This is a genomic window from Kribbella sp. NPDC051718 (assembly GCF_040681515.1).
GTDB lineage: Bacteria > Actinomycetota > Actinomycetes > Propionibacteriales > Kribbellaceae > Kribbella.
Map to the genome: position 1 here is coordinate 429402 of NZ_JBFAYZ010000004.1, position 26906 is coordinate 456307.

Sequence of the window (26906 nt, forward strand, 5' to 3'; positions counted from 1 at the left end):
CATGCCCCCTTCGAAATGACTTCAGCCAACAGAGCTGCGAGCCAGGAAGGCGGCCCCCTCGAGGGGACCGACTTTCCTGGCTCGCACCGTACTACTTAGTCGTGCTGTGGATCAGGAGGCCTTCGGCTGCGCCTTGGACTCGAGCGTGATCTTGCCGGAGATCAGGTCGGCCTTGATCGTGTCCAGCTCGGTCTTCAGCTCGGCCGGGACCTTGCTGTCGAACTCGTGGAACGGGGCCAGCGAGGTGCCGCCGTTCTCCAGCGTGCCGATGAACTGCTTGTTGTCGAACTTGTTGTCGACCACCGAGGTGATCGCGTCCTGGACGGCGACGTCCATGCCCTTCTTGACGCTGGAGATCAGCACCGAGCAGTACTCCGCGGCGCTGACGCAGCCGTCGGTGTCGACCCAGATCGCGTTGACCTTGCCGTTGCTGGCCTTGGCCGCCTGCAGACCGCCCAGACCGGACGGGCCGGCCACCGGGAAGATGATGTCGGCGCCCTGGGTGATCAGGTTCTGGGCGGTGTTCTGGCCCTTCGCCTTGTCCTCGAAGCCACCGGCGAACAGGCCGGCCTGCTTGGCGTCGTCCCAGCCGAGCACCTGGACGTTCTTCGACTTCTGCTTGTTGTAGTAGCGCACGCCCTCGGCGAAACCGTCCATGAAGATGGTCACCGGCGGGATCTTCAGGCCGCCAAAGGTGCCGACCTTGCCGCTCTTGGACATCCCGGCGGCCAGGTAGCCGGCCTGGAAGCTGGCCTGGGCGGTGTTGAAGCTCAGCGGCTTCACGTTCTCGATCGGGGTGGCCGGGGCCGAGTCGACGATCGCGAACTTGATGCTCGGGTTCGCCTTGGCCGCCTTGTCGGTGGCGTCCTCCAGCTTGAAGCCGACGGCGACGATCACGTTGCACTTGGCGGCGACCATCGCGGTCATGTTGGTCGGGTAGTCGTTGTCCGACTTCGACTCGGCCTTGACCGGGGTCAGCCCCTTCGCCTTGACGGCGGCCTGGAAACCTTCGTACGACGTCTGGTTGAACGACTTGTCGTCGAACCCACCCGAGTCGGAGACCATGCAGGCCTTGAAGTCCTTGTTGGCGTCGCCGCCAGCCGTGTTCTCAGCCGGCTTGCTGCCACAAGCGGCGACGGCGAGCGTCAGCACGCCCACGATCGCCAGTCCCCGCACGTACTTCTTCACCGGATGTCTCCTTCGTCGCCCAAGATTTGTCACCGGCACACCTTCCCAGGTGCCGCATCCGCAGACTATAGGTGCGAGCCCGGGCTTCTTAGAACGGCAAAAGGGCCTCGATACCGGAAAGTGACCGGCAGGAGAGGCATTGCAACGAAACTTCTGCCGACCGCCCCGACTTCGTCACGGAGAGTGATCAAACTGAGCGAGCAGGCGATGAGCAGCGAAACGGTGATCTACAGCGGGGTCGGCCCGGATGCCGATCCATGGCATGACTTGCCGCGCACTAGCGCGCGGCTGGCCGACGCGCTGGGCAGTTCTGGACCCTTACGCATCGTGAGCAGTGCGGATGAGTTGGCCGGGCTGCTGGATCAGGCGGGGCTGCTGGTCGTGAATGCCAGTGCGAACCGAGGGGGGCCGACGCCTGCAGATCAGCAGTTCGGGCGGCTGGTCGAGGGGTTCCTGGCGCGGGGTGGCGGGCTGCTGGCGGTGCACAGCTCGACCATCGCGTTCCCGGGGCTGCAGAGCTGGCACCAGACCGTCGGGGCGATCTGGGAACAGGGCAAGACGTTCCATCCGCCACACGAGCGCACGCTGGTACGGCGTACCGACGTCAAGCACCCGATCGCCGACGGGCTGGGCGACTTCTGGGTCGAGGACGAGCGGTACACGGATCTCCTGCTTGTCGACGGCATCGAGGCGCTCTACGAGCACACCCACGAAGGCGTCACACACCCGTTGCTGTGGGCCCGTGAGGTCGGCGGCGGGCGGGTCGTGTACGACGCGCTGGGTCACGACGAGCGCTCCTACGACGCCCCGGAACGGGTCGAGTTGCTGCGACGCAGTGCCGGATGGTTGCGGGGTTGATGCAAGGATTGCGGGATGACGACTTCGCACACCCTGCGCCTCGCCGACGTGAAGGCACGCGTCGACGAGGTGCGGGATGAGGCGGTCGCGGTACGCCGTGACCTGCACGCCCACCCCGAGCTCGGCTGGCACGAAGTCCGTACGACGGAGCTGCTCGCGCGGCGACTGACCGAGGCCGGCCTCTCGCCTCGCGTGCTGCCGACCGGTACCGGACTGATCTGCGATGTCGGCTCCGGGGACACCTGTACTGCGCTGCGGGCCGACATCGACGCGTTGCCGGTGCCGGACGCGGTCGACGCGCCTTGGCGGTCGACGATCGACGGGACGGCGCACGCCTGTGGGCACGACGTCCACACGGCTGCGCTGCTCGGCACTGCGCTGGTGCTTGCTGGGATGGCCCGCGATGGGGTGCTCGACAGGCGGGTCCGCCTGATCTTCCAGCCCGCTGAGGAGGTCATGCCGGGCGGTGCGCTGGGGGTGATCGCGGCGGGCGGGCTGGACGGCGTACGGCGGATCTACGGCCTGCACTGCGATCCGCGGCTCGAGGTCGGGCAGATCGGCCTGCGTACCGGCGCTCTGACGGCCGCCGCGGACCGGATCCTCGTCCGGATGGCTGGGCCGGGTGGGCACACCTCGCGGCCGCATCTGACCGCGGATCTCGTGTATGCGCTGGCCACGCTGGTGACCGAGTTGCCGGCCGCGCTCTCGCGGCGGGTCGATCCTCGCGCAGGAATGTCGCTGGTGTTCGGGCGGATCACGGCGGGGTCGGCGGCCAATGCGATCCCGGCTCGTGGTGAGGTGGAGGGCACGCTGCGCTGCCTCGACGTCAGCGCCTGGCGGCTCGCTGCCGAGTTGATCCCGACGCTCGCTGAGCAGCTGGCCGCGCCGTTCGGGGTCGAGGTGGACACGGAGGTGACGCATGGCGTGCCGCCGGTGATGAACGACGCCGGGGCGATCGACGTGTTCCGCGCGGCCGTCGAGCAGACGATCGGGTCGGGCGCGATCGCCCCGACCGACCAGAGCCTGGGTGGCGAGGACTACGCCTGGTACCTCGAACACGTGCCCGGCGCGATGGCCCGCCTCGGCGTCCGCCCGGTCGGCGTCGAGACGGCCGCCGACCTGCATACGCCGGGCTTCAACCCTTCGGAGGAAGCCATCGCGCTCGGCACCGGCGTACTGACCGCTGCCGCTCTGCTCGACTAGAAGGTGTCGGCGGGGACGTAGACGCCCCAGACGGCGCGGAGGGCGTCGCTGACCTCGCCGACGGTGGCGCGGGCCTTGAGGGCTTCCTTCATCGGGTACAGGCAGTTGTCGTTGCCCCGGGCAGCGTTCTGGAGATCGCTGAGGGCCTTGTCGACGGCCGCTTGGTCGCGTTCGGCGCGGAGCCGGGCGAGGCGCTCGACCTGCTGCGCCTCGATCAGGGGATTCACCCGGAGCGGTTCGTACGGCTCCTCCTCGGCGACGCGGTACTTGTTGAGCCCGACGACAACCCGCTCAGCACTGTCGATCTCCTGCGCGATCCGGTACGCCGACCGCTCGATCTCCTGTTTCTGGAAGCCCTTCTCGATCGCCGCGACCGCGCCGCCGAACTCCTCGACCTGGTCCATCAGCTCGCGCGCCGCCGCTTCGACCTCATCGGTCAGCGACTCCACGACGTACGAGCCGGCGAACGGGTCGACCGTCGCGGTGATGTCGGTCTCGTACGCGAGCACCTGCTGGGTGCGCAGCGCGAGCCGGGCGGCCTTCTCGGTCGGCAGCGCGATCGCCTCGTCGTACGAGTTGGTGTGCAGCGACTGGGTGCCACCGAGCACGGCCGCGAGGCCCTGGATGGCGACCCGGACCAGGTTGACCTCCGGCTGCTGCGCGGTCAGCTGGACGCCGGCCGTCTGGGTGTGGAAACGCAGCATCAGCGACTTGGGGTTCTTCGCCCCGAACTCGTCACGCATCACCTGCGCCCAGATCCGGCGGGCCGCGCGGAACTTGGCGACCTCCTCGAGCAGCGTCGTGCGGGAGACGAAGAAGAAGCTCAGACGGGGCGCGAAGGTGTCGACGTCGAGACCGGCCGCGACGGCGGTACGGACGTACTCGATCCCGTCGGCGAGCGTGAAGGCGATCTCCTGCGCGGGCGTCGCACCGGCCTCGGCCATGTGGTAGCCGGAGATCGAGATGGTGTTCCAGCGCGGCAGCTCTGTCTGGCAGTACGCGAAGATGTCGCTGATCAGCCGCAGCGACTCCTTCGGCGGATAGATGTAGGTGCCGCGGGCGATGTACTCCTTCAGCACGTCGTTCTGGATCGTGCCGGTGAGCTTGTCACCGGAGACGCCCTGCTCCTCCGCGACGAGTTGGTAGAGCAGCAACAGCACCGAGCCGGGCGCGTTGATCGTCATCGAGGTGGAGACCTGGTCCAGCGGGATCTGGTCGAACAGCACCCGCATGTCGTCGATCGAGTCGATCGCCACGCCCACCTTGCCGACCTCGCCGTGCGCGATCTCCGCGTCGGAGTCGTAGCCCATCTGGGTCGGCAGGTCGAAGGCGACGGACAGTCCCATCGTGCCGGCGTCGATCAGCTGGTGGTACCGCTGATTCGACTCGGCGGCGGTGCCGAACCCGGCGTACTGCCGCATGGTCCACGGCCGTTGCGTGTACATGGTGGGGTAGACGCCCCGGGTGAACGGGTACTCCCCCGGCACGCCCAGCTTCTGCGCAGCGTCGAACCCTTCGAGCTTCTCCGGCCCGTAGACCGCCTCGAAGTCCCATCCCGACTCGGTCTGATGACTCATCCCTCAACCGTAGGCCGAACCACCCGGCCACTGGTACACACCATGCTGGTGACATCCAGCACCCTCGGTGACGTAGGTCTCGCGGCCGGGCTTGAACGGGTCGCTAGGGTTGATGGTCACCGGTGGGCGCCCCCTGGCGTTTGGATGCTGGTCGCTGGGCGGTGCCGGTTGGTCGCTTGGTGGTTACTTGGTAGTCGGGGACGCTTCGGCTGGGGATCGACGCCGTGTCACGGGAGTGTCGCCCAGGGTTCATGCGGGGTCGGGACTCTCACAGTGTGCGCATAGTGATGGTCGCCGAGTCCTTCCTGCCGCAGATCAATGGTGTGGCGAACACAGCTCGCCACGTCGCCGATCGGCTGCTGGCCCACGGGCACCAGCTGCTGATCATCGCCGCCGGGCCCGGGCCCGACACGTACCAGGGAGTCCGGGTGATCCGGGCCCGCAGCTTCGGGATCCCCGGCTACAAGGAGTTCCCGGTCGGGCTGCCCGATCCGGCGATCGAACGTGCGATGGCGGACTTCAAGCCGGACCTCGTTCACCTGGCGTCCCCCTTCATCATCGGCGCCTACGGTCTGCGCAGCGCGCGCCGGCTCGGGCTGCCGACGGTGGCGATCTTCCAGACCGACCTGGCCGCCTTCGCCCGCCAGTATCCGTGGTTCGCGAAGGCGGATCGGGGGATCACGGCCTGGATCCGACGGGTGCACTCGCGGGCGGATCGCACGTTGGCGCCGTCGTCGGCATCGGTCGCTCAGCTGGTGCAGGCGGGGGTTCCGCGGGTCCACACCTGGGGCCGTGGGGTGAACCTCGATCTGTTCGATCCGGCCAACCGGGACCAGCGCTGGCGCCGGGAGATCTCGCCGGACGGCAAGCCGATCGTCGGGTACGTCGGCCGGCTGGCCGCCGAGAAGAAGGTCAAGCGGCTGGCCGAGCTGGCCGGCCTCGACTGCCACCTGGTGATCGTCGGCGACGGACCGGACCGCGCAAGCCTGGAGCACACGTTGCCTAATGCAACGTTTCTCGGGATGCGCCGCGGTACCGACCTGGCCTCGATCTTCGCCGGGCTGGACGTTTTCGTGCACACCGGTGAGCACGAGACTTTCTGCCAGACCATCCAGGAGGCGCAGGCCTCTGGAGTCGCGACGGTCGGGCCGGCCGCGGGCGGACCGCTCGACCTGATCCGGCCGGGGGTGACCGGCTTGCTCTTCGAGCCCGGTCAGCCGGGGTCGCTGCGGCAGGCGGTCGCGCAGATGCTGGATGACCCGACGCAGCGGCAAGCGATGGCTGAGGCCGGACAACGACGAGTACAGACAAGGACTTGGCCTGCAGTGGTTGACGATCTGGTGAACAAGCACTACGCCGAGGTGCTTCAAGAGGCCTGGGCACGGCGGGCCGCATGAATCTTCGGATCGCGCAGCTGGCCAACTTCGTCGGGCCGACGTCAGGCGGGATGCGGACGGCGATCGAGCATCTCGGCCAGGGGTACTGCGAGGCCGGCGCCGACCGGATCCTGATCACGCCTGGTGAGCGGGACAGCGTGATCGAGACCGAGGTCGGCACGATCGTCCGGATGAAGGCGCCCAAGGTCGGCGGCGGCTACCGGTTGATCACCGACCCGTGGAAGGTGATCGAGACGCTGGAGCGCTTCCGGCCGACCACCGTGGAGATCTCCGACAAGTCCACTTTGTTGCCGGTGGCAAGGTGGGCGCGCAAGAACGAGATCGGCTCGGTGCTGTTCAGCCACGAGCGCCTCGACGCGATGCTGTCATTGCGGACCGGCCGCCAGCTGGGGGTCGCGGCCGGGGTGGGTGCGCTCTATCGGCTGCTCAGCCGGACGTACGACGCTGTCGTGGTCACCTCTCGTTATGCCGCGGCCGAGTTCGACGAGGTCACCACTCCCCTCGTCCGGATTCCGCTCGGCGTCGACCTGGAGACCTTCCACCCGTCATTGGCCACACCGGCCGACGACGGCGTACTCAAGCTCGTCCACGCCGGCCGGTTGTCTCGCGAGAAGAGTCCGCACCTCGCCGTCGCCACGGCCGCCGAGCTGCACAAGCGGGGCGTCAAGCTGCGGATGGACGTCTACGGGTCCGGTCCGCATCTGGACGAGCTGGTTGCGATCGCTGGTCGCGCGCCGATCACTTTCCACGGGTACGTCGATGGGCGGGTCAAGCTGGCCCGCCACCTGGCGGAGGCCGACATCGCGTTGTCGGTCTGCCCGGGCGAGACGTTCGGGCTCGCAGTACTGGAGGCACTGGCGGCCGGTACGCCGGTAGTCACCGCCGACACCGGTGGAGCACGGGAGCTGGTCGACGAAACCTGCGGCCGCTGGGGACGCCCGACACCCGCAGCGCTTGCGGACGCAGTACTGGAGCTGGCCAAGGTCCCCGGCCGCAGAGCCGCAGCCCGCCAACGAGCCGAGCTCTACGACTGGGACTCCTGCATCCAGCACATGCTCAACCTGCACACCAGGCTGGCGTTGAAGCGACTAGCTGCCTAGCCTTGGCGGGCTCTTAGGTCAGGTGGTCATAGTCGCCGCGGGCCCAGGCTGCGTGGCGGTCGGCAGAGAAGCGGACGACGGCGCGGGCGTTGACTGGGATGGATGCGCCGAAGTTGCCGTAGAGGCGGTCGTACTCGAAGACGTCCAGCGCCTTGGCGACCCGGTCGACGACGGCGCCGGACAGTGGGATGCGGTTCGGGTAGCTGCGCATGAAGCTCACCGAGGTACGGTCCGGGTTGGCGAAGATGGTGTCGCCGGCCAGGATCACTCCCTTGCCCTCGGCCCCTTCCGCCCAGTGCACGATCGCGCTGCCGGGGAAGTGCCCGCCCGGCTGGATCAGCGTGACGCCCGGTAGCAGGTCGAGCGGGCCGGACCAGAGCTTGATCGCCTCGTCGTCCCGCGCCACCCACTGCTTGTCGGCCGCCGACACATACACCGGTACGCCGCCGAGCCGCTTGCTCCACTCGACCTGTACGCCGTACATGTGCGGGTGACTCGCGATGATCGCCTTCACCTCGCCCAGCGCCCGTACCTGCTCGACGGCCTCGTCATCGAGGTACCCGATCGGATCCCAGAGCAGGTTGCCCTCAGCGGTCTGAACGAGCATCGACTGCTGCCCGATCCCGGCGCTGGGCGTCGAGGTCACGCCGTGCAGACCGGGCTCGACCTCCTTGACCTCCACCTTGTACCCGGCCGCGGACAGCGCCTCGAGCGTGGTCCAGTGCTGCCCGTCGGCGGGCACCCACTGCCGCTCGTCCGCGCAGATCGCACACACCTCGACCTGCTCGGAGTGCTCCACCGCACAGGTCTCACAGATCCAGAAACTCACAGTCATCCCCTCCATCGTCGTCTCAGCTGACCCCACGCTAGGCCCGGAAAGGCTCGTCGGCACGGGCCAATCCGCCGCCGGCAGCGCGGTCCACTGGATCGTCGAGCTTCAACCACGCTTGAGGTCAACCAGCCGCCCGATCGCGGTGAGTGACCGTTCACGATCCGTCATCGCCGCCTGCCCCGAGAGCGATGTCACACGGGAGCGGCACTGTGGCGGGGCGGGGCGGGGATAACATCAAGAACGGCCTGGTTCCCTGCCGGGTCGAGCCGATCGCGGCCCCTTTGCTGAACTGACGCCCCGGAGTCGCCGCGCCTACCGGCTCTGGTCTGTCGTCCGATCGGAGGATCGGTTTGCCCAGCAAGCCAGTCGGCACCCTGTACCGCGGCCACGAGGGCATGTGGTCGTGGGTGGCGCACCGGATCACCGGCGTCGGGATCTTCTTCTTCCTCCTCGTGCACGTGCTCGACACCGCGCTGGTCCGGGTCTCCCCCGAGGCCTACAACGAGGTGATCGGCACCTACAAGAACCCGGTCGTCGGCCTGATGGAGGTCGGCCTGGTCGGGGCGATCCTGTTCCACGCCTTCAACGGCATCCGGCTGATTCTGATCGACTTCTGGGCCAAGGGCCCGCGGCACCAGCGCAAGCTGATGATCGGCGTCGGCGTCGTCTGGGTGCTGCTGTTCGTGCCGTTCGTGATCCGGCACCTGAGCCACGTCTTCGGCGGGGAGTGACCATGTCAGAGATCGCAGCCCCACGCTCCTCCAGCCGGTCGCGCTCGCTCAAGGGCGGCGGCCGCAACCGCTCCGGCCAGACCAACTTCGAGCTCTACAGCTGGCTGTTCATGCGGCTTTCCGGCATCGCCTTGGTGGTGCTGGTGCTCGGCCACCTGTTCACCAACCTGATGCTCGGCGGCGGGATTACCGCGCTCGACTTCGGCTTCGTGGCCGGCAAGTGGGCCAACCCGCTGTGGCAGGTCTGGGACCTGCTGATGCTCTGGCTGGCGATGCTGCACGGCACCAACGGGATGCGCACGATCATCAACGACTACGCCGAGAAGGACCAGACCAGGTTCTGGCTCAAGGCGCTGCTGATCACCGCGGCGATCGTGATCGTCGTGCTCGGCACCCTGGTCATCTTCACCTTCGATCCCTGCCTAGATCCGGACAGCACGCTGTCGGTCTGCAAGTAAGGACAGTTCAGAGATGCAGCGGCATCAGTACGACGTAGTGATCGTGGGCGCGGGTGGCGCCGGGATGCGGGCCGCGCTGGAGTCCAGCAAGCGGACCCGGACCGCGGTGCTCACCAAGCTCTACCCGACCCGGTCGCACACCGGAGCGGCCCAGGGCGGCATGTGCGCCGCGCTGGCCAACGTCGAGGAGGACAACTGGGAGTGGCACACCTTCGACACGGTCAAGGGCGGTGACTTCCTGGTCGACCAGGACGCTGCCGAGGTGATGTGCCGGGAGGCCGTCGACGCGGTCCTCGACCTGGAGAAGATGGGCCTGCCGTTCAACCGGACGGCCGAGGGCAAGATCGACCAGCGCTTCTTCGGCGGCCACACCCGCAACCACGGCGAGGCGGTCGTCCGCCGGTCCTGCTTCGCGGCGGACCGGACCGGCCACATGATCCTGCAGACGCTGTACCAGCAGTGCATCAAGCAGAACGTGGAGTTCTTCAACGAGTTCTACGTCCTCGACCTGCTGATGGTGGCCGGCAAGGCGACCGGCGTGGTCGCGTACGAGCTGGCCACCGGCGAGCTGCACATCTTCAGCGCCAAGTCGATCGTGTTCGCCTCCGGCGGCTTCGGCAAGGTCTTCCGGACCACGTCGAACGCGCACACGCTGACCGGCGACGGGATGGGCATCGTCTGGCGCAAGGGGCTGCCGCTGGAGGATATGGAGTTCTTCCAGTTCCACCCGACCGGCCTCGCGGGCCTCGGCGTACTGCTGTCCGAGGCCGCTCGCGGTGAGGGCGGCATTCTGCGGAACAGCGACAACGAGCGGTTCATGGAGCGGTACGCGCCAACGGTGAAGGACCTCGCGCCGCGCGACATGGTGGCCCGCGCGATGGCGAACGAAGTACGCGAAGGCCGTGGCTGTGGGCCCGACAAGGCCTACGTGATGCTCGACCTGACCCACCTCGAGCCCGCGCACATCGACGCGAAGCTGCCGGACATCACCGAGTTCGCCCGGACGTACCTGGGGGTCGAGCCGTACACCGAGCAGATCCCGGTGTTCCCGACCGCGCACTACGCGATGGGCGGCATCCCGACCAACATCCAGGGCGAGGCGCTGGCCAACAACGACGACGTCATCCCCGGCCTGTACGCCGCGGGCGAGGTCGCCTGCGTGTCGGTGCACGGCGCCAACCGGCTGGGCACCAACTCGCTGCTGGACATCAACGTGTTCGGCCGGCGGGCGGGGATCGCGGCCGCGGAGTACGCCGAAACCGTCGACTTCGAGGAGCTGCCGGCCGGCCCCGAGAACTTCGTGGTCGAGCTGATCGAGGGCATGCGGAACGCCACCGGCACCGAGCGGGTGGCCGCGATCCGGGCCGACCTGCAGGCGACGATGGACATCAACGCGCAGGTGTACCGGACCGAGGGCTCGCTGAAGCAGGCGCTGACCGATATCGAGGCGCTGAAGCTGCGGTTCGCGGACGTCTCCGTGCAGGACAAGGGCAAACGGTTCAACACCGACCTGCTGGAGGCCGTCGAGCTGGGCTTCCTGCTCGACCTGGCCGAGGTACTGGTGGTGTCGGCGCTGGCTCGCAAGGAGTCCCGCGGCGGGCACTTCCGCGAGGACTACGACAAGCGCGACGACGTGAACTTCATGCGGCACACGATGGCCTACCGGTCGATCGATGCCGAGGGCAACGTGAACATCCGATTGGACTACAAGCCGGTCGTGCAGACCCGCTACAAGCCGATGGAGCGGAAGTACTGATGGACGTCAAGGTCAAGATCCTTCGGTACAACCCCGAGGTGCTGGACGAGGCCGAGTGGAAGACCTACGCGGTCACCCTGCAGCCGGGCGACCGGGTGCTCGACGCGCTGCACAAGATCAAGTGGGAGCAGGACGGCACGCTGACGTTCCGGCGGTCCTGCGCGCACGGGGTCTGCGGCTCGGACGCGATGCGGATCAACGGCCGCAACCGGCTGGCCTGCAAGACGCTGATCAAGGACCTGAACCCGGAGAAGGAGATCACCGTCGAGCCCATCAAGGGCCTGCCGGTGCTCAAGGACCTGGTCGTCGACATGGAGCCGTTCTTCGACGCGTACCGCTCGATCATGCCGTTCCTGGTCACCGACGGGCACGAGCCGAGCCGCGAGCGGATCCAGTCGCAGTCCGACCGGGAGCGCTTCGACGACACCACCAAGTGCATCCTCTGCGCCGCCTGCACCACGTCCTGCCCGGTCTTCTGGTCCGACGGCCAGTACTTCGGCCCGCAGGCGATCGTCGGCGCCCATCGCTTCATCTTCGACAGCCGCGACGAGGGCACCGAGCAGCGCCTGGAGATCCTGAACGACAAGGAAGGCGTCTGGCGCTGCCGCACCACCTTCAACTGCACCGACGCCTGCCCCCGAGGCATCGAGGTAACCAAGGCCATCCAGGAAGTAAAACGAGCCCTGATCTTCCGCCGGGTCTGATCCCGCTGCAACCGAACCCACTCGCCAGGAGTCGTTGGGGGAAAGCGACAGAACCTGGGGAGTGGGATGGCTGGGGAACGGGATGGCTGAGGACGAGTCCGTCCGCGAGCTGTACGAGGGCTGCTACCGGCGTCTGGTCGGGCAGTTGTTTGCGGTTTGCGGCAATCGGGGTGAGGCGGAGGATGCCGTCCAGGAGGCCTTCGTCAAGGCGGTTGAGAAGCCCCGGCGGTTCGCCCAGGTCGACAATCCGGAGGCGTGGCTGCGTACGGTCGCATTGAACGTACTGCGCAGCCGCTACCGCCGTGCCACCCGCTTCCACGGGCTGATCTCGCGGCAGGTCCTGGCACCGACAACCACCGCCGGCATGTCCGCCGACCGGGTCGCGCTGGTCGAGGCGCTGCGGCAGCTTCCGTACGAGATGCGCGAAGCGATCGCCTTGCACCACATCGTCGATCTGCCGATCCGCGAGATCGCGGCTCAACTCGGTGTCGCCGAAGGCACCGTCAAAGCCCGGCTCTCCCGCGGCAGAGCCCGGCTGGCCCCGCTGGTCCACGAGTTCGCCGACGACGCCGAGGAGGTCGACCATGTCTGAGCTGAAGGAACTGTCCTGGGAAGTCCAGCAGGCGACCGAGCCGCTGCCGTTCGAAGCGCTCGAGCGCCGCGGGGTACGCCGCCGGCGGCGTCGGCAGGCGCTGGCGGGCGCAGGCGTCGTCGTCGCGGTGACGATCGCCGTACTGGCCGCCGTCCTCCCCCTCGGCGACCTCACCGGCACCGAGAAGCCGCCGGCCGCCACCACGCCGAGGCCGGTGGTCGTCGACCGGGCGGCCGAGGATCTGCTCCGCGGGGCCGACGCGCTGAGAGGCGAGGTCACCTTCGCGACCGCCACTCGCTGGGCAGCCACCTGGAGCTCCAGCTACGCCGGAAGGCCGACCTACACGGCCGTACTCAGTCGCGACGGGGTCCGGGCGACCGCGCCGGTTCAGGAGCGGCCGTACTCCGTACTGCGAACCGGCGACGAGACGATCGCGTTGCGCGGGCCGTCGGGCGACCCGTTCAGCAAGGACGACCCGAGCTGGCCGAGGACGCTGATGGTCCGGCTGACGGGGCAGGGCGAGATCAAGGAACCGCTGCACTGGGCGGCGCCGACCACGACGTTCGGCGCGAACGAGATCCTCACCGTCGACGCCACCAGGAAGAACGAGCCGCTGATCCTGAACCCGGACGAGAAGACCCTGCGCGTCCTCGAGATCCCGGACGCGACCCTGGTCACGTCGCCGGTCCGGGACAGCACCGGCCGGTGGTGGCTGGTAGGCGTGTCGGGCGCGGCGGGCTACGTCCTCTGGACCGACGACGGTGGCGGCACGTGGAGCAGGGCGTTGGTGGACGCCCACAACCAGGCCGCCGGAGTGTGGGTCAGCCCGGACGGCAACACCGTCGTCACCCAGTCGGTGAAGGACGCCAACGGACCTACGCCGTTGAGGCAGTCGACCGATCGCGGCCGGACCTGGACGACGATAGGCACCGCGGATCGGTACCTGGTCAGAGGCCCGGTCGTGTTCGACGACGGCCGCGTCCTGCTGCTCGAGCCGCTGTCCGGCAAGACCTCCGCCAAGCTGTTCCTGCCGAACGGCGAGGTGGTCGGGCAGGCGCCCCGCAACCTCGACGAGCTGATCCGCGGCGATGGCCTGCTCTACGGCGTCGTCCGTCCCTCGCCGACCGATACGAACTCGGTCTTCACCAGCACCGACGACGGCAAAACCTGGAAGTCGTTCGAGCCCCGCTAGGGGTGCATGCGGGCGCCCTTGAGGATCTTGTCCACCGCGTTCTTCGGCCCATGCAGGGCCAGCCCGACCAGGTCGAGCTGGCTCTGCTGGACTGCCTTGACTGCGGCCCTGTTGTCGCGGTCGTTGCCGGTGGCAAACAAGTCCTGGGTGAAGACGGAGATGGTCAGGCCGCGGGTGAGGGCGCGCTGGTGGGCGGTAGGCATGAATTCCTTGGCCGCCTCGAAGACCAGGACCGGCTGGCGAAACATGGGGAGGTACTGGGTTCCGTCAGCGTCCTCGTAGGGCTCGCCCACCAACTCGGGGTTGGTCGCGGCGATCCCGCTGACCAGGAAGGCGGTCACGTTCAGGCGTTGCCAGGTGGGGAGGTCGTCCCGGAGCAGGACGGCGAGCTTGGTGTCGAAGCGAATCGGTTCGTTGTCCACAGACCCCAATCTGCCGCCGCCGGCCGGCTGGAGTCTTGTACGTTTCTAACCGAGAGCCTTGGTCAGCAGCTTCAGGAAGGTGCTCCGCTCGGCCGGTGACAGGCGGCCGATCGACCCGCTCAACGCGTCGTCGAGCAGGCCGGCCCCCTCGGCCCGGATCCGTTCGCCCTCGTCGGTGAGGCGATGCCGGACGGCGCGACCGGGGCCCTGGACACGTTCCAGCAGGCCGCGGGCGATCATCCGGGTGGCCAGGGAGCCCATCGACTGGTCTGTTTGGAAGGTCAGTTGGGCGAGGTCGTGGAGGGAGGCGTCGGGGTGCTCGTGGAGGCGGCGGAGGACGTCCCATTGAGGGAGGGAGACGCCTAGCGGGGCGAGCAGTTTGGTGGCTTCGGTGTGGTGTTGCCATTGGAGGCGCTTCACGGCGATACCGATCTCCTGCAGAGTCACGGGCAGTAGATTACCAGGTTGTTTATATAAGGAAGTTGATCTAAGGTTCCTTATATGACTTCGAACATTCTTCTCTTGCATGGTGGGGGCGGGCCGCAGACCGTGGCCGGCTTTGCTGAGTTGCTGGCTGCTGATCATCACGTGATCGCGCCTACGCATCCTGGGTTCGGGGGTACGGCGCGGCCCGACGACCTGACGACCATCGCGGGGCTGGCTGAGCTGTACGCCGATTTGCTGGATGAGCTCGAGCTCGACGACGTGACTGTGGTCGGCAACTCGATCGGCGGGTGGATCGCGGCGGAGTTGGCGTTGCTGCGGGCTGATCGGCTCAAGGCGGTTGTGCTGGTCGACGCGGTCGGGATCGAGGTCGACGGGCACCCGGTGGTGGACTTCTTCGCGCTCGACTTCCCGACGATCGCGAAGCTGAGCTACTTCGACCCCGAGAAGTTCCGGATCGACCCGGCCGCGCTGCCGCCGGCGGCGCAGGAGGTGCTGGCGGGGAACCGGGCGACGCTGGCCGTCTATGCCAGCGAGATGACCGACCCGACGCTGCGCGGACGGCTGGCCGGGATCAAGGTGCCGACGCATGTCATCTGGGGTGACTGCGACCGGATCGTCGACACGGAGTACGGGCGGGCCTTCGCCGAGGCGATCCCGGGCGCGACTTTCGAAGTACTCAAGAACACCGGGCACCTGCCGCAACTGGAGAGCCCAGACGCGCTCGCGTCAGCAGTACGGCGGGTTGCTGGTGATCGCGGTGGCGACGCGTAGGAACAGGTTGAAAAGCCGGTAGAGATCAGGCATCGGCGCCTCGACGAGGACCGTGCGATCGTCGGTGCGAGTGACGCCGGGGATGGCCGGCAGATGCGAGGCCACCGACGCGTTCTGCCAACGCACGGCCAGCCGGTGGGCGCTCCGACTCACCGTCGGGGTCGACCGAGGCGTACGCAGAGCCGCCTCGACACCCGCCGAGATAGCAGCGCGAGCCTCCGCGACCGGCACCAGCTGAGCAGCGAAGCGATCCTTGGCGAACTTCACCGGCACCGTCGCCACCGACGAGTCCCACTCGGTCATCTCGGCGCAAGCACTGTCATCGCCGGTCAGCAAAGCCACCGGTACGCCGTACGCCGCAGCCGTCGCGTGCAGCAGCCCGATCTCCCCGACCGGCCGATCGTCGAGCCAGATGTCCTCGATCTCGTGCCCCATGAAGCTGTGGCTGAGCACCCCGAGAACGCCGGCCCGGGCATGGAAGCCGACGCAGACGACGGCGTCGTACTCCGGGGTCAGCCCCTCGATCATCCCCATCGGCTTCGGCCGGCCCTTGATGAGCGTGACCCGGGGATCAAGCTGGTCGGGCAGCAGATTGCGCATCGGACCGTGCGCGTCGTTGACCAGAACCGTCGACGCCCCACCCGCGAAGGCACCGAGAACGGCCGCGTTGACGTCCGCGGTCATCATCACCCGGCCGCGCTCGTAGTCGCGCCCACTGGGCTGCACATCCTCCGCGTCGACCAGCCCAGTGATGCCTTCCATGTCCGCACTCAGGTAGACCTTCATGGATCCGAGAGTATGTTCTGACCCATGAGTGGCGCGCAGGTGAAGGCCTGGCGACCCGCCATGGACGGCGTGGTCGAGGTGCTGCACGCCTACTTCCCGTCGCACGCGTACCCGAGCCACACGCACGACGCCTGGACCGTCTTGATCGTCGACGAGGGCGCAGTCCGGTACGACCTGGACCACCGCGAGCACGGCCTGGCGCAGGCGCAGGTGTCACTCCTGCCGCCCAACGTCCCGCACGACGGCCGCTCAGTGCGACCGGAGGGCTTCCGCAAGCGCGTGCTCTACCTGGACCCGGATCGCCTCGGCGGAGCCGGCCTGGTCGGTGCAGCGGTCGATACCCCGGAGTACGTCGATCCCGTACTCCGGCAGCGCATCCACCAGCTCCATGGCGTGCTGGCCGACGGCCGCGAACCCCTGGAAGCGCAAAGCAGACTCACCCTGATCGAGGAGCGCCTCCAACAGCATCTGCGCAAACAGGTCCTCGACCCACCGGACCGGAGAGATGCCGGCGTCGCCACCAAGCTCCGGGAGGTGCTCGACGGGCACCTGCCCCAGGGGATCGCCCTGGATGAGGCGTCGAAGCTGGTGCACGCACACCCGGTCCATCTGGTCCGCGCGTTCAGCCGGGAGTACGGGATGCCACCGCATCGCTACCTGACCGGGCGCCGGGTCGAGCTGGCCAGGCGCTATCTACTCGAGGGCCGGCCGGCCGCGGAGGTCGCAGTACTGGCCGGCTTCTACGACCAGTCGCACCTGAACCGGCACTTCCGCAAGATGCTCGGGGTCAGTCCGTCGCGATTCGCGCGCTCTTGAGGGCCTTCACGCCCCACTTGCCGAGGACGGCCGCGATCACCAGGTTCACCACGATCAGCACGGTGTGTGCGATGTAGTACCCCTTCGGCCGGCCTTCCGTGCCGGCCAGGTTCTTGATGAACGTCACGTAGGTGACGACGTTCCAGACGGCGATACCGATCAGGACCAAGGCGTGCTTACGTTCTAGCTTCACGCCTCTAGTGTCCGTTGCGGTCCACAGTGCGCAGTAGCTGGGTGCGGTTGGCGACGCCGAAGCGGCGGTACAGCCTGGTCAGTTGGGACTCGACCGCCTTGACGCTGAGGTAGAGCGCCGCCGCGATCTCCCGGTTGGTGGAACCGTCCCGGACCATCGCGACGATCTGCAGCTCGTTGTCGGTCAGCTCCGACGGCTGCCGGCTCCGGCTCGGTACGTCGAGACGCGCCAGCTCAGTCTCGGCCACCTCACGCCAGGCAGGCGCGCCGTACGCCTCGAACTGCTCGATCGCGTCCAGGAACGCCGTTCGCGCTACCGACCGGCGACGAGCCTGCCGGGCCACCCTGCCACGAGTCAGCTCGCAGCGAGCCAGGTCGAGCGGGTAGATGTGGTCCCCCGCCGTCGTGATCGTCTTCTCCAGCAGCTCCAGCGCCGCCGCCGGGTCGCCCTGCTTGGCGATCAGCAGCGCCTCCGACCGTGCCAACCCGATCATCACGACCGACCGGTCGAGCGTCTCGGCCCGCTCCCGGATCTCCGCGATCAGGGCCGCCGCGTCGTCCAGTCGACCGGCGGCGACGAGCGCCTCGGCGTAGTCCGCGTGCCACGGAATGATGGCCGGGTCGTACGGCATCGCCCCTTCACCCGAGTCCGCGATGGCGTCGAAGGCTTCGACCGCGCGCTGCGGGTCACCCATCAGTACGCCGATGATGCCGACGCCCGTGAGCGCCGGGCCGGTCCACTCCTCGTTGCCGACGAGCTTGCAGCCTTCGAGTGCCGCGTCGGCCAGCTCGCGCGCCATCGTCGCCGTCCCGCCCGCCCACTCGGCTCGGCAAGCGACGACCAGCCCCACCTCGGGCTCGTCGCCCAGATCCTGCATCAGCTGGTAGCACTCGTGACCCGCGACGAGAGCGTCCGCACCGCGACCGCTGCGCTCGTAGATGGCCGTCGCGGAGATCAGCGTCGAGGCCAGCCAGCGAACCGCGCCGGCTTCCCGTACTTCGTCGACCAGCGCGCTGATCTGCTCGATCGCCGCCCGGGTCCGGCCGCCGAACAACTCACGCATCGCCGCCATCTGCCGGGCGTTCACCACAGCCATGGACAGCGGCAGCGCGCGGGCCAGCTCAGCCGCCTGCTCCAGCAGAGCATCGGACGAACCCTGCTCGCCGCCACGCGTCATCCGGATGTTGCTGGCCGCGCTCAAAGCCTCGATCAGTACCTCTGTATCGCCGCACTCCCGGGCCAGCCTCTCGGCCACCTCGGCGTCATCCTGGGCGTCGTCGAACCGCCGATCGAAGTACGCGCTGTTGCTGCGCAGGATGCGCACCCGCGCCTCGAGCTGCGGGTCACCCACCGCCGCCTCGAAAGCCTCGGCCAGCAGTGCGATCCGCTGCTCCCGCTCAGGCCAAGCTGCGTCCACCAGGAGCAGGAGTGCCGCCACCTTGGTCTCTGGACGAGTCGCAGCCTGTACTGCGAGCCGCGCCATCTCGGCCGACTCGACCAGGTGCCCGGCCGCAGCCGCCGCATCTGCCGCACTGGTCAGCCGCATCGCACGGTCGTCTTGCTCATCAGCGGGCGTGCGCTCGGCAGCGAGTCGCCAGAGCGTCGCAGCAGCTCCCAGCGCTCCACGACCGCCCGCGACGACTGCTGCCGCCTCGATGGTCGCAGCGAGCCCGGTGTCGGCCTCCTGCGTCGCCAGTGCCCGGTGAGTCGCGTTCTCGACAGGCTCGTCCACCACCAGAGCCAGTTGAGCGTGTGCTTGCCTGCGAGCGGCAGAGGTCGCCTCGGCGTACACGAACTCCCTGAGCAGCGGGTGGGAGAACCGCAGCCGCTCGGACGAGACATCGATCAGGCCAAGGGCTTCCGCCTCGGCCAACCCGACGTCGACCGGGCGGTTGAGCGACTGGGCCAGCTGGCTGGTCGTCGGGCGTGGCGAGGAGGCCGCGTGCAGCAGCAGCTCGTACGTCGCAGGGGTGAGGTCGGCGAGCCGGTCTCCCAGCAGGGTCTTCAGCCGACTCGACACGGGCAGCGGGTCGTTGGGCGAGACGCCCTGCGGGTGGCGCAGGATGGCCCGGCCCAGCTCCAGCGCCATGAACGGGTTGCCGGCGCTGGCGGTGAAGATGCGGCGCGCAGTACGGACCGGGAGTGGGCTGGAGAGTCTGTTGCGGAGCAGAGCCAGTACGTCGGGCTCGGCCAGCGGGGGGACTTCCAGCTGCAGCACGGGCTCGGGGCAGGCCTCGGCCATCACCGGGAGGTCACCGTCGGCCACCTGCTCAGTGGCGAGCATGTGGACGCCCTCGGTCAGCCGGCGCGCGCAGAAGGTCAGTACCTCGAGGCTGGACGGATCGACCCATTGGATGTCGTCGACAACCAACAGGACCGGGCCAGAGGCCGCCAGGCGACGCAGTACGTGCAGTACTGCGAGGCGCACGGCCAGCTCGTCGCGGACGGTGTCGGGGGCACTCGACTTGAGCAATGCCACCTCCAGCGGCTGGCGGAGGTGATCCGGCAGCACCTGCCAGGCGAGCTCGAGCTGGTTGGAGAGGAGGTCGAGGAGCGTGACATACGGCAGGCCGGCCTCGCTCTGGGAGGGGGCGGCGCTCAGCACGCGGCTGCCGGCCCGGGCCCGTTCAGCGACCAGCGCCCGGCCGGTGGCGGACTTGCCGATCCCGGTCGGGCCGTAGAGCAGCACGCTGCCACTGGTCTCGAGCTGCTTCTTCGCACGCTCGACCAGTCCGGCGCGCCCGACCAGCTCGTCGTCAGTCATCGATCCACATTCTCCCCGAAGGATTACATTCGCCGACATCACAGTCGAGTGCCAATGGACACGGCGAGTGTCACATATGGAGAACGTCCGGCCATCAGCTCGTTACCTGACTGTTTAAACGAGTAACCCGCACAAAAGTGCGCAATTCCCCGGCGTGGCGCTCAAAATTCGCCGAAAACCCCCTCTGGCACAGCAGTGCCCCGACACACCCCCGTCACCCCCGACACGCCGTTTCCTGTCCAAGCCCACATCTGGCGGGCAAGCCCGCAGGTGGTGGGCTTGAACACCGAACGGCGACCTTGAACAAGAAATAACTTGTTCAAGGTCGCCGGTGGATGTCCGAGCCCGCCGGATGTGGGCTCGCGGGGGCTAGATGGATTCGAGGTCTCGTTCGATGGCGGCGAGTTCTTCGGCGGTGCCCTGGACCTTGGGGCCGGTGAACCACTTGCGGGCCGAGACGAGCCACCAGATGCCAGCGAAGCCGAGGACGACCAGGACGGCGATCGGGGTGTAGTTGAAGTTGCCCTTGGCGACCGGGCTGACCGTCGGCAGCATGAACAGGACCGTGATGAAGACGACCCAGGCCACCGCGACGATGCCGATCGGCCGGCTCCAGCGGCCCAGGTGCCACGGTCCCGGCTCGAACTTGTCGCCCTTGAGCAGCCGCAGGAAGGTCGGCATCACGTAGGCGATGTAGAGGCCGATGACCGCGATCGAGGTCACCGCGGCGTACGCCGTCGCGTTCCACAGGTACGGCAGGCCGAGCAGGAAGGCGCCGCCGCCGGCCAGCCAGATCGCGTTGGTCGGCGTCCGGGTCTTCGGGTTGATCTTGTGCCAGAACTTCGACGCCGGCAGCGCGCCGTCCCGGGAGAACGCGTAGATCATCCGCGAGTTGGCCGTCATCGACGACATCCCGCAGAACAGCTGGGCGCCGACCACCACGAGCAGCAGGATCTTGCCGAGCGATGCGCCGACCGCGTCGATGAAGATCTGCGCGGGCGGTACGCCGGTGTCGCTGCCGAGCGCGCCGTCGTAGCTCTGGATCGCGAACGTCAGGCCGATCAGCAGCACCCAGCCGGCCGCCAGCGAGACCAGGATCGACATCACGATGCCGCGCGGACCGGACCGGGCGGCGTCGTGCGTCTCCTCGGTCATGTGCGCGGACGCGTCGTACCCGGTGAAGGTGTACTGCGCGAGCAGCAGGCCCAGCAGCGCGACGTAGAAGGTCGAGCTCCAGCCGGTGTTGTTGACGAAGTGGCCGAAGACGAAGCCGGCCGACTGGTGGTGGTCGGGTACGAAGGCGAGCACCGCGACGATGAAGACGACACCGATGATGTGCCACCAGACGCTGATGTCGTTGAGCCGGGCGACCAGCTTGACGCCGACCGAGTTCAGCAGCGCGTGCACGAGCAGGATGCAGCCGAACAGCAGGATGGTGTGCCCGGGCGTCGCGCTGAAGCCGAACTGCAGGTCCAGCAACGCGTTCAGGAAGAAGGCCGCGCCGAAGTCGATGCCGGCGGTGACGGCGACCTGGCCGAGGAAGTTGAACCAGCCGGTGAACCAGGACCACGCGGCACCGTTGGACGGCGCGAGCTTGGCGGACCAGTAGTACAGGCCGCCCGCGGTCGGGAAGCTCGAGCAGACCTCGGCCATCGCGAGCCCGACCAGCAGTGTCATCACGCCGACGATCGGCCAGCCCCAGACGATCATCACCGGGCCGCCGGTGTTCATCCCGAAGCCGTACAGGGTCAGGCAGCCGGACAGGATCGAGATGATCGTGAACGAGACGGCGAAGTTCGAGAACCCCGACATCGTTCTGGACAGCTCCTGGGCGTATCCCAGCTGGTGCAGGCGTTTTTCGTCGTCGGTCAGGTCGGTGCTCACGAATGCCTCCCAATGGTCTTCATACAGACCTTTGCGGACCATTGAGACATGTGCCACACCCGCTGTCAAGGAATCAGGTGAGGCTGTTCTGAATTAAGTCAGGAAGCCGCGCAACAGTGCCGCGGTACCGGACAGATGCTCCTGCATCGCCTGCCGGGCGGCGGCCGGATCACCGGCCAGGATCGCGGCGACGATCGCCTCGTGCTGGTGGTTGGAGTGCTCCAGATTGACCGTCAGCAAGGGAATCGCGTCGAGCAGCTCGTTCAGCCGCATCCGTACGTCGGCCGTCGCGGAGGTCAGCGACGGCGAGCCACTGACCTCCGCGATCGCCAGGTGCAGACGCGAATCCATCCGCCGGTAGTCGGCCAGCTTGGCCGCGGATGTCTCCGCCAGGCAGCTGCGGAGATGGTCGATCTCCGCCTCGGCCAGCTCGCGGGAGGCAGCAGCTTCGGCTGCTCCGGTCTCCAGGGCGGAGCGGAGTACCAGGGCGTCGTCGACGTCCGCGCCCTGCTCGCGGGTGAGCTGCCTGACGCTGGGGCGACGTGGCTTGGGCAGGCGTTCGTTGACGAAGGTACCGCCGTACCGGCCGCGGCGGGACTCGACGTAGCCGGAGTCGGTGAGCGCCTTGATCGCCTCGCGCAGGGTCTCCCGGCTGACGTTCAGCCGGGCCGCCAGATCGCGCTCGGCGGGCAGCCGCTCCCCGGGGCCGACCACGCCGAGTTTGATTGCCTGCAGCAACCGTTCGACCGTCTCCTCGAACGGGTTGCCGGCCCGTACCGGCCGGAACACCGCCTCGTCCGCAGTCGCCACCGCAGCCACCTACTCCCCGTTTCGTGTTGCCCCAGGTTAGAGGGGAGTGACGTACGCGCCCGAGATGCCTCCGTCGACCAGGAAAGTGTTGGCGGTGATGAAGGACGAGTCGTCGCTGGCCAGGAAGGCGACCGCGGCGGCGATCTCCTCCGGCTCACCGAACCGGCCCATCGGTACGTGCACCAGGCGACGGTTGGCCCGCTCCTCGTCCTTGGCGAACAGTTCCTTCAGCAGCGGCGTGTTGACCGGGCCGGGGCACAGCGCGTTGACCCGGATGCCCTCGCGGGCGAACTCGACGCCCAGTTCGCGGCTCATCGCGAGCACGCCGCCCTTCGAAGCGGAGTACGAGATCTGCGAGGTGGCGGCGCCCATCACCGCGACGAACGAGGCGGTGTTGATGATGGAGCCCTTGCCCTGGCGCTGCATGTAGGGGATGACGTGTTTGCAGCACAGGTACACCGAGGTCAGGTTGACCTCCTGCACCTTGCGCCACGCCTCCAGGCCGGTCTCCAGGATCGAGCCGTCCTCGGGCGGTGAGATACCGGCGTTGTTGAACGCGATGTCGACGCTGCCGTAGGTGTCGAAGGCCTGCTTGAACAGGTTCTCCACCTGCGCGTCGTCGGTCACGTCGACCTGGACGAACAGCCCGCCGACCTCGTCCGCGGTCGCCTTGCCTGCTGCAGGGTCGATGTCGGCGACGACTACCTTGGCGCCTTCGGCCGCAAGGCGCCGTACCGCTGCCAGGCCGATCCCGCTGGCGCCCCCGGTGACGACCGCGACGCGGCCTTCCAGGCGGTTTGCCTTGACGTCCATTCAGTCCTCCGTGGAGATGAAGATGTTCTTGGTCTCGGTGAACGCGTCCAGCGCGTCCGGCCCGAGCTCACGACCGAGCCCGGATTGCTTGTAGCCGCCGAAGGGCGTGGAGTAGCGCACCGACGAGTGCGAGTTGACCGACAGGTTGCCCGCCTCGACCCCGCGGCCGACGCGCAGGGCCCGGCCGACATCCCGGGTCCAGATCGATCCGGACAACCCGTACTCCGAGTCGTTGGCGATCCGGATCGCGTCGGCCTCGTCGTCGAACGGGATCACCGCGACGACCGGCCCGAAGATCTCCTCGCGCGCGACCCGATCGCTGGGGCTCACCGGCGAGAGCACGGTCGGCGGGAACCAGTAGCCGGGGCCGCTCGGCGCGCTGCCCCGGAAAGCAACCTGCGCGTCGTCGGGGACGTAGCCGGCGACTCGTTGGAGCTGCTGGGCCGAGATGAGCGGGCCCATCTCGGTCCCGGGGTCGCTGGGATCGCCGACCTTGACGCCTTGCACGGCAGGCTCGAAGAGCTCCATGAACCGCTCGTACGCCGTCCGCTCGACCAGGATCCGCGACCGCGCGCAGCAGTCCTGCCCGGCGTTGTCGAACACGCCGTACGGCGCCTGCGCGGCCGCCTTGGCCAGATCCGAGTCTGCGAAGACGATGTTGGCCGACTTGCCACCCAGCTCGAGCGTCACCCGCTTCACCTGCTCGGCACAGCCCGCCATGATCTGCTTGCCGACGCCGGTCGAGCCGGTGAAGACGACCTTCCGAACGGCTGGATGCGAGACGAACCGCTGCCCGACGACCGTTCCGGCACCGGGCACGATCTCCAGCACACCCGGCGGCAGCCCTGCCTCCAGCGCCAGCTCACCGATGCGCATGGCCGTCAAGGGAGTCAGCTCGGCCGGCTTGAGAACGACGGTGTTGCCCGCCGCCAGCGCGGGCGCGAAGCCCCAGCCCGCGATCGGCATCGGGAAGTTCCACGGCACGATGATCCCGACCACGCCGAGCGGCTCGTGAAACGTGATATCGATGCCCCCGGCAACAGGAATCTGCTTGCCGAACAGCCGCTCGGGTGCGGCCGAGTAGTAGTTGAGGACGTCCCGCACGTTGCCGGCTTCCCAGCGGGCGTTGCTGATCGTGTGCCCCGCGTTCTCGACCTCCAAGGCAGCGAGGTTCTCCAGATCCGCATCGATCGCGTCGGCGAACCTGCGCAGCAGCCGGCCTCGATCGGCGGGGGCGACCGTGCGCCAGGTCGTGAACGCCTCGGCGGCCCGGGCGATCGCGGCGTCGGCGTCCTCGACCGAGGCGAGCTCGATGCTCCGGACGACCTTCTCGGTCGCGGGGTTGATCACGTCGTGCGTCACCGGCGCGTACTCCTTTTCTTGCCTTCAGCAACAAGTGCGGCGATCAACCGCAGATCTTCGGGGTTCTCCTCGGGATGCCACTGGACACCGACGGCGAAGTCCTTGCCGTCGACCTCGGCCGCCTCGACGGTGCCGTCACCGGCCCACGCGGTGACCCGGAGGCCGTCGGCGACCCGATCGAGTGCCTGGTGGTGGTAGCAGTGCACGGTCGCGTGCTCGCCGAAAACGCTGCCCACCTTGGTGTCCGGCTCGATCTTGACTTCGGTACGGCCGAAGATCGCCGGCGACGGCCGGTGCTCGTCATGAGCCACGGCGTCGGGCAGATGCTGCTGCAGGGTGCCGCCGAGCGTCACGTTGAGCATCTGCAGTCCCCGGCAGATCGCGAGCAGCGGCAGGTCCGCGTCGAGTGCCGCCCTGATCAGGATGGCCTCGTGCTCGTCGCGACCTGGCCGGGTGTCGACGGTCTCGGGGTGTGGCTCAGCGGCGTACGAGGCGGGATCGACGTCGCAGCCGCCCGCGATGATCAGGCCGTCGAGCATGTCGAGGATCGACGGGTCCGTACCGACAGGTGGGAGCAGCACGGGTACGCCGCCGGCCGCGACCACCGAGTCGAGGTAGACGCGCGGCAGCAGGGCGGCGTCGCGGTGCCAGACTCCCCAGATGATCGGCTCGAGGTAGGTGGTGATGCCGATGCGTGGGCGGTCAGAGTCGTTCGAAGCCACGGATCCGCTCCCAGTCGGTCACCGCCGCGTCGTAGGCATCCAGCTCGACCCGGGCCGCGTTCAGGTAGTGGTCGACGACCTCGTCGCCGAAGGCTTCGCGGGCGATCTTCGAGCCGCCGAAGAGCGCGGCCGCCTCGCGCAGCGTCGTCGGGACGTGCGGCTTGTCGGAGGTGTAGGCGTTGCCTTCGAGCATCGGCTCCATCTCGAGCTCGTTCTCGATGCCGTGCAGACCGGCCGCGATCAGGGCGGCGACGGCGAGGTACGGGTTCACATCGCCACCTGGCAGCCGGTTCTCGACCCGGAGGGACTCGCCGTGGCCGACCACCCGCAGCGAGCAGGTGCGATTGTCGATGCCCCAGGCAACGGCCGTCGGCGCGAAACTGCCCGCCACGAACCGCTTGTACGAGTTGATGTTCGGCGCGAGCAGGTAGGTGAACTCCTCCAGGCAGGCCAGCTGGCCGGCGATGAACTGCTCCATCAGGTCGGAGAAGCCGTACTCGTTGTCGCCCGCGAGGACCGCCGTACCGTCGTCGCTGCGGAAGCTCAGGTGGATGTGGCAGGAGTTGCCCTCGCGCTCGTCGAACTTCGCCATGAAGGTCAGGCTCTTGCCGTGTTTGGCCGCGATCTCCTTGGCGCCGCTCTTGTAGATCGAGTGGTTGTCGCAGGTCGCCAGCGCCTCGTCGTACCGGAAGGCGATCTCGTGCTGGCCGAGGTTGCACTCACCCTTGGCGGATTCGACGTACAGGCCGGCGCCTTCCATCGAGTTGCGGATGTCGCGCAGCAGCGGCTCGATCCGGGCGGTGCCGAGCAGGGAGTAGTCGACGTTGTACTGGTTGGCCGGGTCGAGGTCCTTGTAGGTCTTGGTCCAGGCCTGCTCGAAGGTGTCGTTGAAGACGATGAACTCCAGCTCGGTACCGACGTATGCCTTCAGCCCGCGCTCAGCGAGCCGGTCGAGCTGCTTCTTGAGGATCTGCCGGGGCGACGCGGGCATCGGGGTCTTGTCGAGCCATTGGACGTCGCACAGCACCAGCGCGGTGCTCTCCAGCCAGGGCAGCACCCGCAGCGTGTCGAGATCCGGCGCCATCAGCAGGTCGCCGTACCCGCGCTCCCACGACGACATCTCGTAGCCGTCGACCGTGTTCATGTCGACGTCGACGGCCAGCAGATAGTTGCAGCCCTCGGTGCCGTGCGCGAGCACCTCCTCGACGAAGTACCGCCCGCCACACCGCTTCCCCTGCAACCGCCCCTGCATGTCGGTGATCGCGACCAGCACGGTATCGATCCGCCCCGCCCCGACCTGGTCCCGGAGTTCCTGCACGGTCAGCCTGCCGGTCCTAGAGCTCACGGTCACTCCCGAAGAGGTTCTATTGGTCTGCTGTCAGTCCATTGACGCAAGGTCGCGGACAGAAGTCAATCGGCGCAGTACTGCCGTGGCACCTATCTGACAGGGAACGGCTTCTCAGTTTGCGGGATGACGCTCAAAATCGGCTGATCCGGCCGCCCGCCCCGCGGCCAATGATCCGAGGAG

At 68.0% G+C, this 26906-nt stretch carries 26 protein-coding genes; 12 read left to right on the plus strand and 14 right to left on the minus strand.

Going from position 1 to position 26906, the window contains the following annotated elements; translation table 11 throughout:
- Window positions 1-111: 111 nt before the first annotated feature.
- Window positions 112-1188, minus strand: a complete 1077-nt coding sequence (locus AB0M15_RS17595; protein WP_363819414.1) for a BMP family ABC transporter substrate-binding protein — start codon at window positions 1186-1188, stop codon at window positions 112-114.
- A 207-nt stretch (window positions 1189-1395) separates the two neighbouring features.
- Between AB0M15_RS17595 and AB0M15_RS17600 the strand changes: the two genes are divergently transcribed.
- Complete coding sequence (locus AB0M15_RS17600) at window positions 1396-2046, plus strand: ThuA domain-containing protein (RefSeq protein WP_363819416.1); 651 nt, start codon at window positions 1396-1398, stop codon at window positions 2044-2046.
- A gap of 15 nt (window positions 2047-2061) precedes the next feature.
- The gene (locus AB0M15_RS17605; RefSeq protein WP_363819419.1) at window positions 2062-3249 is read left to right on the plus strand and encodes an amidohydrolase; all 1188 of its coding nucleotides are present in this window, start codon (window positions 2062-2064) and stop codon (window positions 3247-3249) included.
- Here the strand turns inward: AB0M15_RS17605 and AB0M15_RS17610 are convergent.
- Complete coding sequence (locus AB0M15_RS17610) at window positions 3246-4826, minus strand: methylmalonyl-CoA mutase family protein (RefSeq protein WP_363819422.1); 1581 nt, start codon at window positions 4824-4826, stop codon at window positions 3246-3248. The genes AB0M15_RS17605 and AB0M15_RS17610 overlap by 4 nt on opposite strands.
- Window positions 4827-5101: 275 nt before the next feature.
- Here AB0M15_RS17610 and AB0M15_RS17615 point away from each other — a divergent pair, with 275 nt between their 5' ends.
- Both AB0M15_RS17615 and AB0M15_RS17620 read left to right on the plus strand, forming a co-directional pair.
- The gene (locus AB0M15_RS17615) at window positions 5102-6223 is read left to right on the plus strand and encodes a glycosyltransferase family 1 protein (protein WP_363819425.1); all 1122 of its coding nucleotides are present in this window, start codon (window positions 5102-5104) and stop codon (window positions 6221-6223) included.
- Window positions 6220-7323 carry a glycosyltransferase gene (locus AB0M15_RS17620; RefSeq protein ID WP_363819427.1) on the plus strand — a complete coding sequence of 368 codons (1104 nt, stop codon included), beginning with the start codon at window positions 6220-6222 and terminating at the stop codon, window positions 7321-7323. Before AB0M15_RS17615 ends, AB0M15_RS17620 begins: the two co-directional genes overlap by 4 nt.
- A 13-nt stretch (window positions 7324-7336) precedes the next feature.
- Here AB0M15_RS17620 and AB0M15_RS17625 read toward each other — a convergent pair whose 3' ends face one another.
- Window positions 7337-8158, minus strand: coding sequence for an MBL fold metallo-hydrolase (locus tag AB0M15_RS17625; RefSeq protein WP_363819430.1), 822 nt, complete (start codon window positions 8156-8158; stop codon window positions 7337-7339).
- A gap of 347 nt (window positions 8159-8505) precedes the next feature.
- Between AB0M15_RS17625 and sdhC the strand changes: the two genes are divergently transcribed.
- From sdhC to AB0M15_RS17655, 6 genes are all read left to right on the plus strand, one after another.
- Window positions 8506-8886 (plus strand): succinate dehydrogenase, cytochrome b556 subunit, encoded by a 381-nt coding sequence (sdhC, locus tag AB0M15_RS17630; protein ID WP_363819434.1) that lies wholly within the window; start codon window positions 8506-8508, stop codon window positions 8884-8886.
- A 2-nt stretch (window positions 8887-8888) separates the two neighbouring features.
- Window positions 8889-9344 carry a succinate dehydrogenase hydrophobic membrane anchor subunit gene (locus AB0M15_RS17635; protein WP_363819436.1) on the plus strand — a complete coding sequence of 152 codons (456 nt, stop codon included), beginning with the start codon at window positions 8889-8891 and terminating at the stop codon, window positions 9342-9344.
- A gap of 13 nt (window positions 9345-9357) precedes the next feature.
- Window positions 9358-11100, plus strand: coding sequence for a succinate dehydrogenase flavoprotein subunit (gene sdhA / locus AB0M15_RS17640; RefSeq protein ID WP_363819438.1), 1743 nt, complete (start codon window positions 9358-9360; stop codon window positions 11098-11100).
- Complete coding sequence (locus tag AB0M15_RS17645; protein ID WP_363819441.1) at window positions 11100-11804, plus strand: succinate dehydrogenase iron-sulfur subunit; 705 nt, start codon at window positions 11100-11102, stop codon at window positions 11802-11804. Before sdhA ends, AB0M15_RS17645 begins: the two co-directional genes overlap by 1 nt.
- 82 nt (window positions 11805-11886) lie before the next feature.
- The gene (locus AB0M15_RS17650; RefSeq protein ID WP_363819444.1) at window positions 11887-12396 is read left to right on the plus strand and encodes an RNA polymerase sigma factor; all 510 of its coding nucleotides are present in this window, start codon (window positions 11887-11889) and stop codon (window positions 12394-12396) included.
- Complete coding sequence (locus tag AB0M15_RS17655) at window positions 12389-13588, plus strand: sialidase family protein (RefSeq protein WP_363819446.1); 1200 nt, start codon at window positions 12389-12391, stop codon at window positions 13586-13588. Before AB0M15_RS17650 ends, AB0M15_RS17655 begins: the two co-directional genes overlap by 8 nt.
- On the opposite strand, the gene AB0M15_RS17660 is transcribed toward AB0M15_RS17655, so the two are convergent.
- Both AB0M15_RS17660 and AB0M15_RS17665 read right to left on the minus strand, forming a co-directional pair.
- A complete protein-coding gene (locus tag AB0M15_RS17660; RefSeq protein WP_363819448.1) occupies window positions 13585-14010 on the minus strand; it encodes a DUF2000 domain-containing protein in 426 nt (141 codons plus the stop codon). The two genes, AB0M15_RS17655 and AB0M15_RS17660, sit on opposite strands and share 4 nt — an antisense overlap.
- A gap of 45 nt (window positions 14011-14055) precedes the next feature.
- Complete coding sequence (locus tag AB0M15_RS17665) at window positions 14056-14457, minus strand: MarR family transcriptional regulator (protein ID WP_363819451.1); 402 nt, start codon at window positions 14455-14457, stop codon at window positions 14056-14058.
- Window positions 14458-14511: 54 nt separating this feature from the next.
- Here AB0M15_RS17665 and AB0M15_RS17670 point away from each other — a divergent pair, with 54 nt between their 5' ends.
- Window positions 14512-15228 (plus strand): alpha/beta hydrolase, encoded by a 717-nt coding sequence (locus tag AB0M15_RS17670; RefSeq protein ID WP_363819454.1) that lies wholly within the window; start codon window positions 14512-14514, stop codon window positions 15226-15228.
- Here the strand turns inward: AB0M15_RS17670 and AB0M15_RS17675 are convergent.
- Window positions 15184-16014 (minus strand): M55 family metallopeptidase, encoded by an 831-nt coding sequence (locus AB0M15_RS17675; RefSeq protein WP_363819457.1) that lies wholly within the window; start codon window positions 16012-16014, stop codon window positions 15184-15186. The two genes, AB0M15_RS17670 and AB0M15_RS17675, sit on opposite strands and share 45 nt — an antisense overlap.
- Before the next feature lie 24 nt (window positions 16015-16038).
- Here AB0M15_RS17675 and AB0M15_RS17680 point away from each other — a divergent pair, with 24 nt between their 5' ends.
- Entirely contained in the window at window positions 16039-16830 is a 792-nt protein-coding gene (locus AB0M15_RS17680) for an AraC family transcriptional regulator (protein ID WP_363819460.1), read from the plus strand.
- On the opposite strand, the gene AB0M15_RS17685 is transcribed toward AB0M15_RS17680, so the two are convergent.
- The 8 genes from AB0M15_RS17685 to AB0M15_RS17720 all read right to left on the minus strand — a co-directional run bounded on the left by AB0M15_RS17685 (window position 16802) and on the right by AB0M15_RS17720 (window position 26723).
- The gene (locus tag AB0M15_RS17685; protein WP_363819463.1) at window positions 16802-17023 is read right to left on the minus strand and encodes a hypothetical protein; all 222 of its coding nucleotides are present in this window, start codon (window positions 17021-17023) and stop codon (window positions 16802-16804) included. The genes AB0M15_RS17680 and AB0M15_RS17685 overlap by 29 nt on opposite strands.
- Window positions 17024-17027: 4 nt before the next feature.
- The gene (locus tag AB0M15_RS17690) at window positions 17028-19787 is read right to left on the minus strand and encodes an AAA family ATPase (protein WP_363819466.1); all 2760 of its coding nucleotides are present in this window, start codon (window positions 19785-19787) and stop codon (window positions 17028-17030) included.
- Window positions 19788-20156: 369 nt separating this feature from the next.
- Window positions 20157-21671, minus strand: coding sequence for an amino acid permease (locus tag AB0M15_RS17695; RefSeq protein ID WP_363819469.1), 1515 nt, complete (start codon window positions 21669-21671; stop codon window positions 20157-20159).
- 93 nt (window positions 21672-21764) lie between these two features.
- A complete protein-coding gene (locus AB0M15_RS17700) occupies window positions 21765-22481 on the minus strand; it encodes an FCD domain-containing protein (protein ID WP_363819472.1) in 717 nt (238 codons plus the stop codon).
- 36 nt (window positions 22482-22517) lie between these two features.
- On the minus strand, window positions 22518-23294 hold the full coding sequence (locus AB0M15_RS17705; protein WP_363819475.1) for a 3-oxoacyl-ACP reductase: 777 nt from the start codon (window positions 23292-23294) through the stop codon (window positions 22518-22520).
- A complete protein-coding gene (locus AB0M15_RS17710) occupies window positions 23295-24656 on the minus strand; it encodes an aldehyde dehydrogenase family protein (protein ID WP_363819478.1) in 1362 nt (453 codons plus the stop codon).
- Window positions 24653-25378, minus strand: a complete 726-nt coding sequence (locus AB0M15_RS17715; protein ID WP_363819480.1) for a gamma-glutamyl-gamma-aminobutyrate hydrolase family protein — start codon at window positions 25376-25378, stop codon at window positions 24653-24655. Before AB0M15_RS17715 ends, AB0M15_RS17710 begins: the two co-directional genes overlap by 4 nt.
- Window positions 25359-26723, minus strand: a complete 1365-nt coding sequence (locus AB0M15_RS17720) for a glutamine synthetase family protein (protein WP_363819483.1) — start codon at window positions 26721-26723, stop codon at window positions 25359-25361. The genes AB0M15_RS17715 and AB0M15_RS17720 overlap by 20 nt, the downstream gene beginning before the upstream one ends.
- Window positions 26724-26906: the final 183 nt, after the last annotated feature.

What these genes read in the sequence shown, in the direction of transcription:
- AB0M15_RS17600 (WP_363819416.1), top strand. Translation starts at nt 1,396, where the DNA reads ATGAGCAGCGAAACGGTGATCTACAGCGGGGTCGGCCCGGATGCCGAT.
- AB0M15_RS17605 (WP_363819419.1), top strand. Translation starts at nt 2,062, where the DNA reads ATGACGACTTCGCACACCCTGCGCCTCGCCGACGTGAAGGCACGCGTC.
- AB0M15_RS17610 (WP_363819422.1), bottom strand. Translation starts at nt 4,826, where the DNA reads ATGAGTCATCAGACCGAGTCGGGATGGGACTTCGAGGCGGTCTACGGG.
- AB0M15_RS17620 (WP_363819427.1), top strand. Translation starts at nt 6,220, where the DNA reads ATGAATCTTCGGATCGCGCAGCTGGCCAACTTCGTCGGGCCGACGTCA.
- AB0M15_RS17625 (WP_363819430.1), bottom strand. Translation starts at nt 8,158, where the DNA reads ATGACTGTGAGTTTCTGGATCTGTGAGACCTGTGCGGTGGAGCACTCC.
- AB0M15_RS17635 (WP_363819436.1), top strand. Translation starts at nt 8,889, where the DNA reads ATGTCAGAGATCGCAGCCCCACGCTCCTCCAGCCGGTCGCGCTCGCTC.
- sdhA (WP_363819438.1), top strand. Translation starts at nt 9,358, where the DNA reads ATGCAGCGGCATCAGTACGACGTAGTGATCGTGGGCGCGGGTGGCGCC.
- AB0M15_RS17645 (WP_363819441.1), top strand. Translation starts at nt 11,100, where the DNA reads ATGGACGTCAAGGTCAAGATCCTTCGGTACAACCCCGAGGTGCTGGAC.
- AB0M15_RS17650 (WP_363819444.1), top strand. Translation starts at nt 11,887, where the DNA reads ATGGCTGAGGACGAGTCCGTCCGCGAGCTGTACGAGGGCTGCTACCGG.
- AB0M15_RS17655 (WP_363819446.1), top strand. Translation starts at nt 12,389, where the DNA reads ATGTCTGAGCTGAAGGAACTGTCCTGGGAAGTCCAGCAGGCGACCGAG.
- AB0M15_RS17670 (WP_363819454.1), top strand. Translation starts at nt 14,512, where the DNA reads ATGACTTCGAACATTCTTCTCTTGCATGGTGGGGGCGGGCCGCAGACC.
- AB0M15_RS17675 (WP_363819457.1), bottom strand. Translation starts at nt 16,014, where the DNA reads ATGAAGGTCTACCTGAGTGCGGACATGGAAGGCATCACTGGGCTGGTC.
- AB0M15_RS17680 (WP_363819460.1), top strand. Translation starts at nt 16,039, where the DNA reads ATGAGTGGCGCGCAGGTGAAGGCCTGGCGACCCGCCATGGACGGCGTG.
- AB0M15_RS17690 (WP_363819466.1), bottom strand. Translation starts at nt 19,787, where the DNA reads ATGACTGACGACGAGCTGGTCGGGCGCGCCGGACTGGTCGAGCGTGCG.
- AB0M15_RS17705 (WP_363819475.1), bottom strand. Translation starts at nt 23,294, where the DNA reads ATGGACGTCAAGGCAAACCGCCTGGAAGGCCGCGTCGCGGTCGTCACC.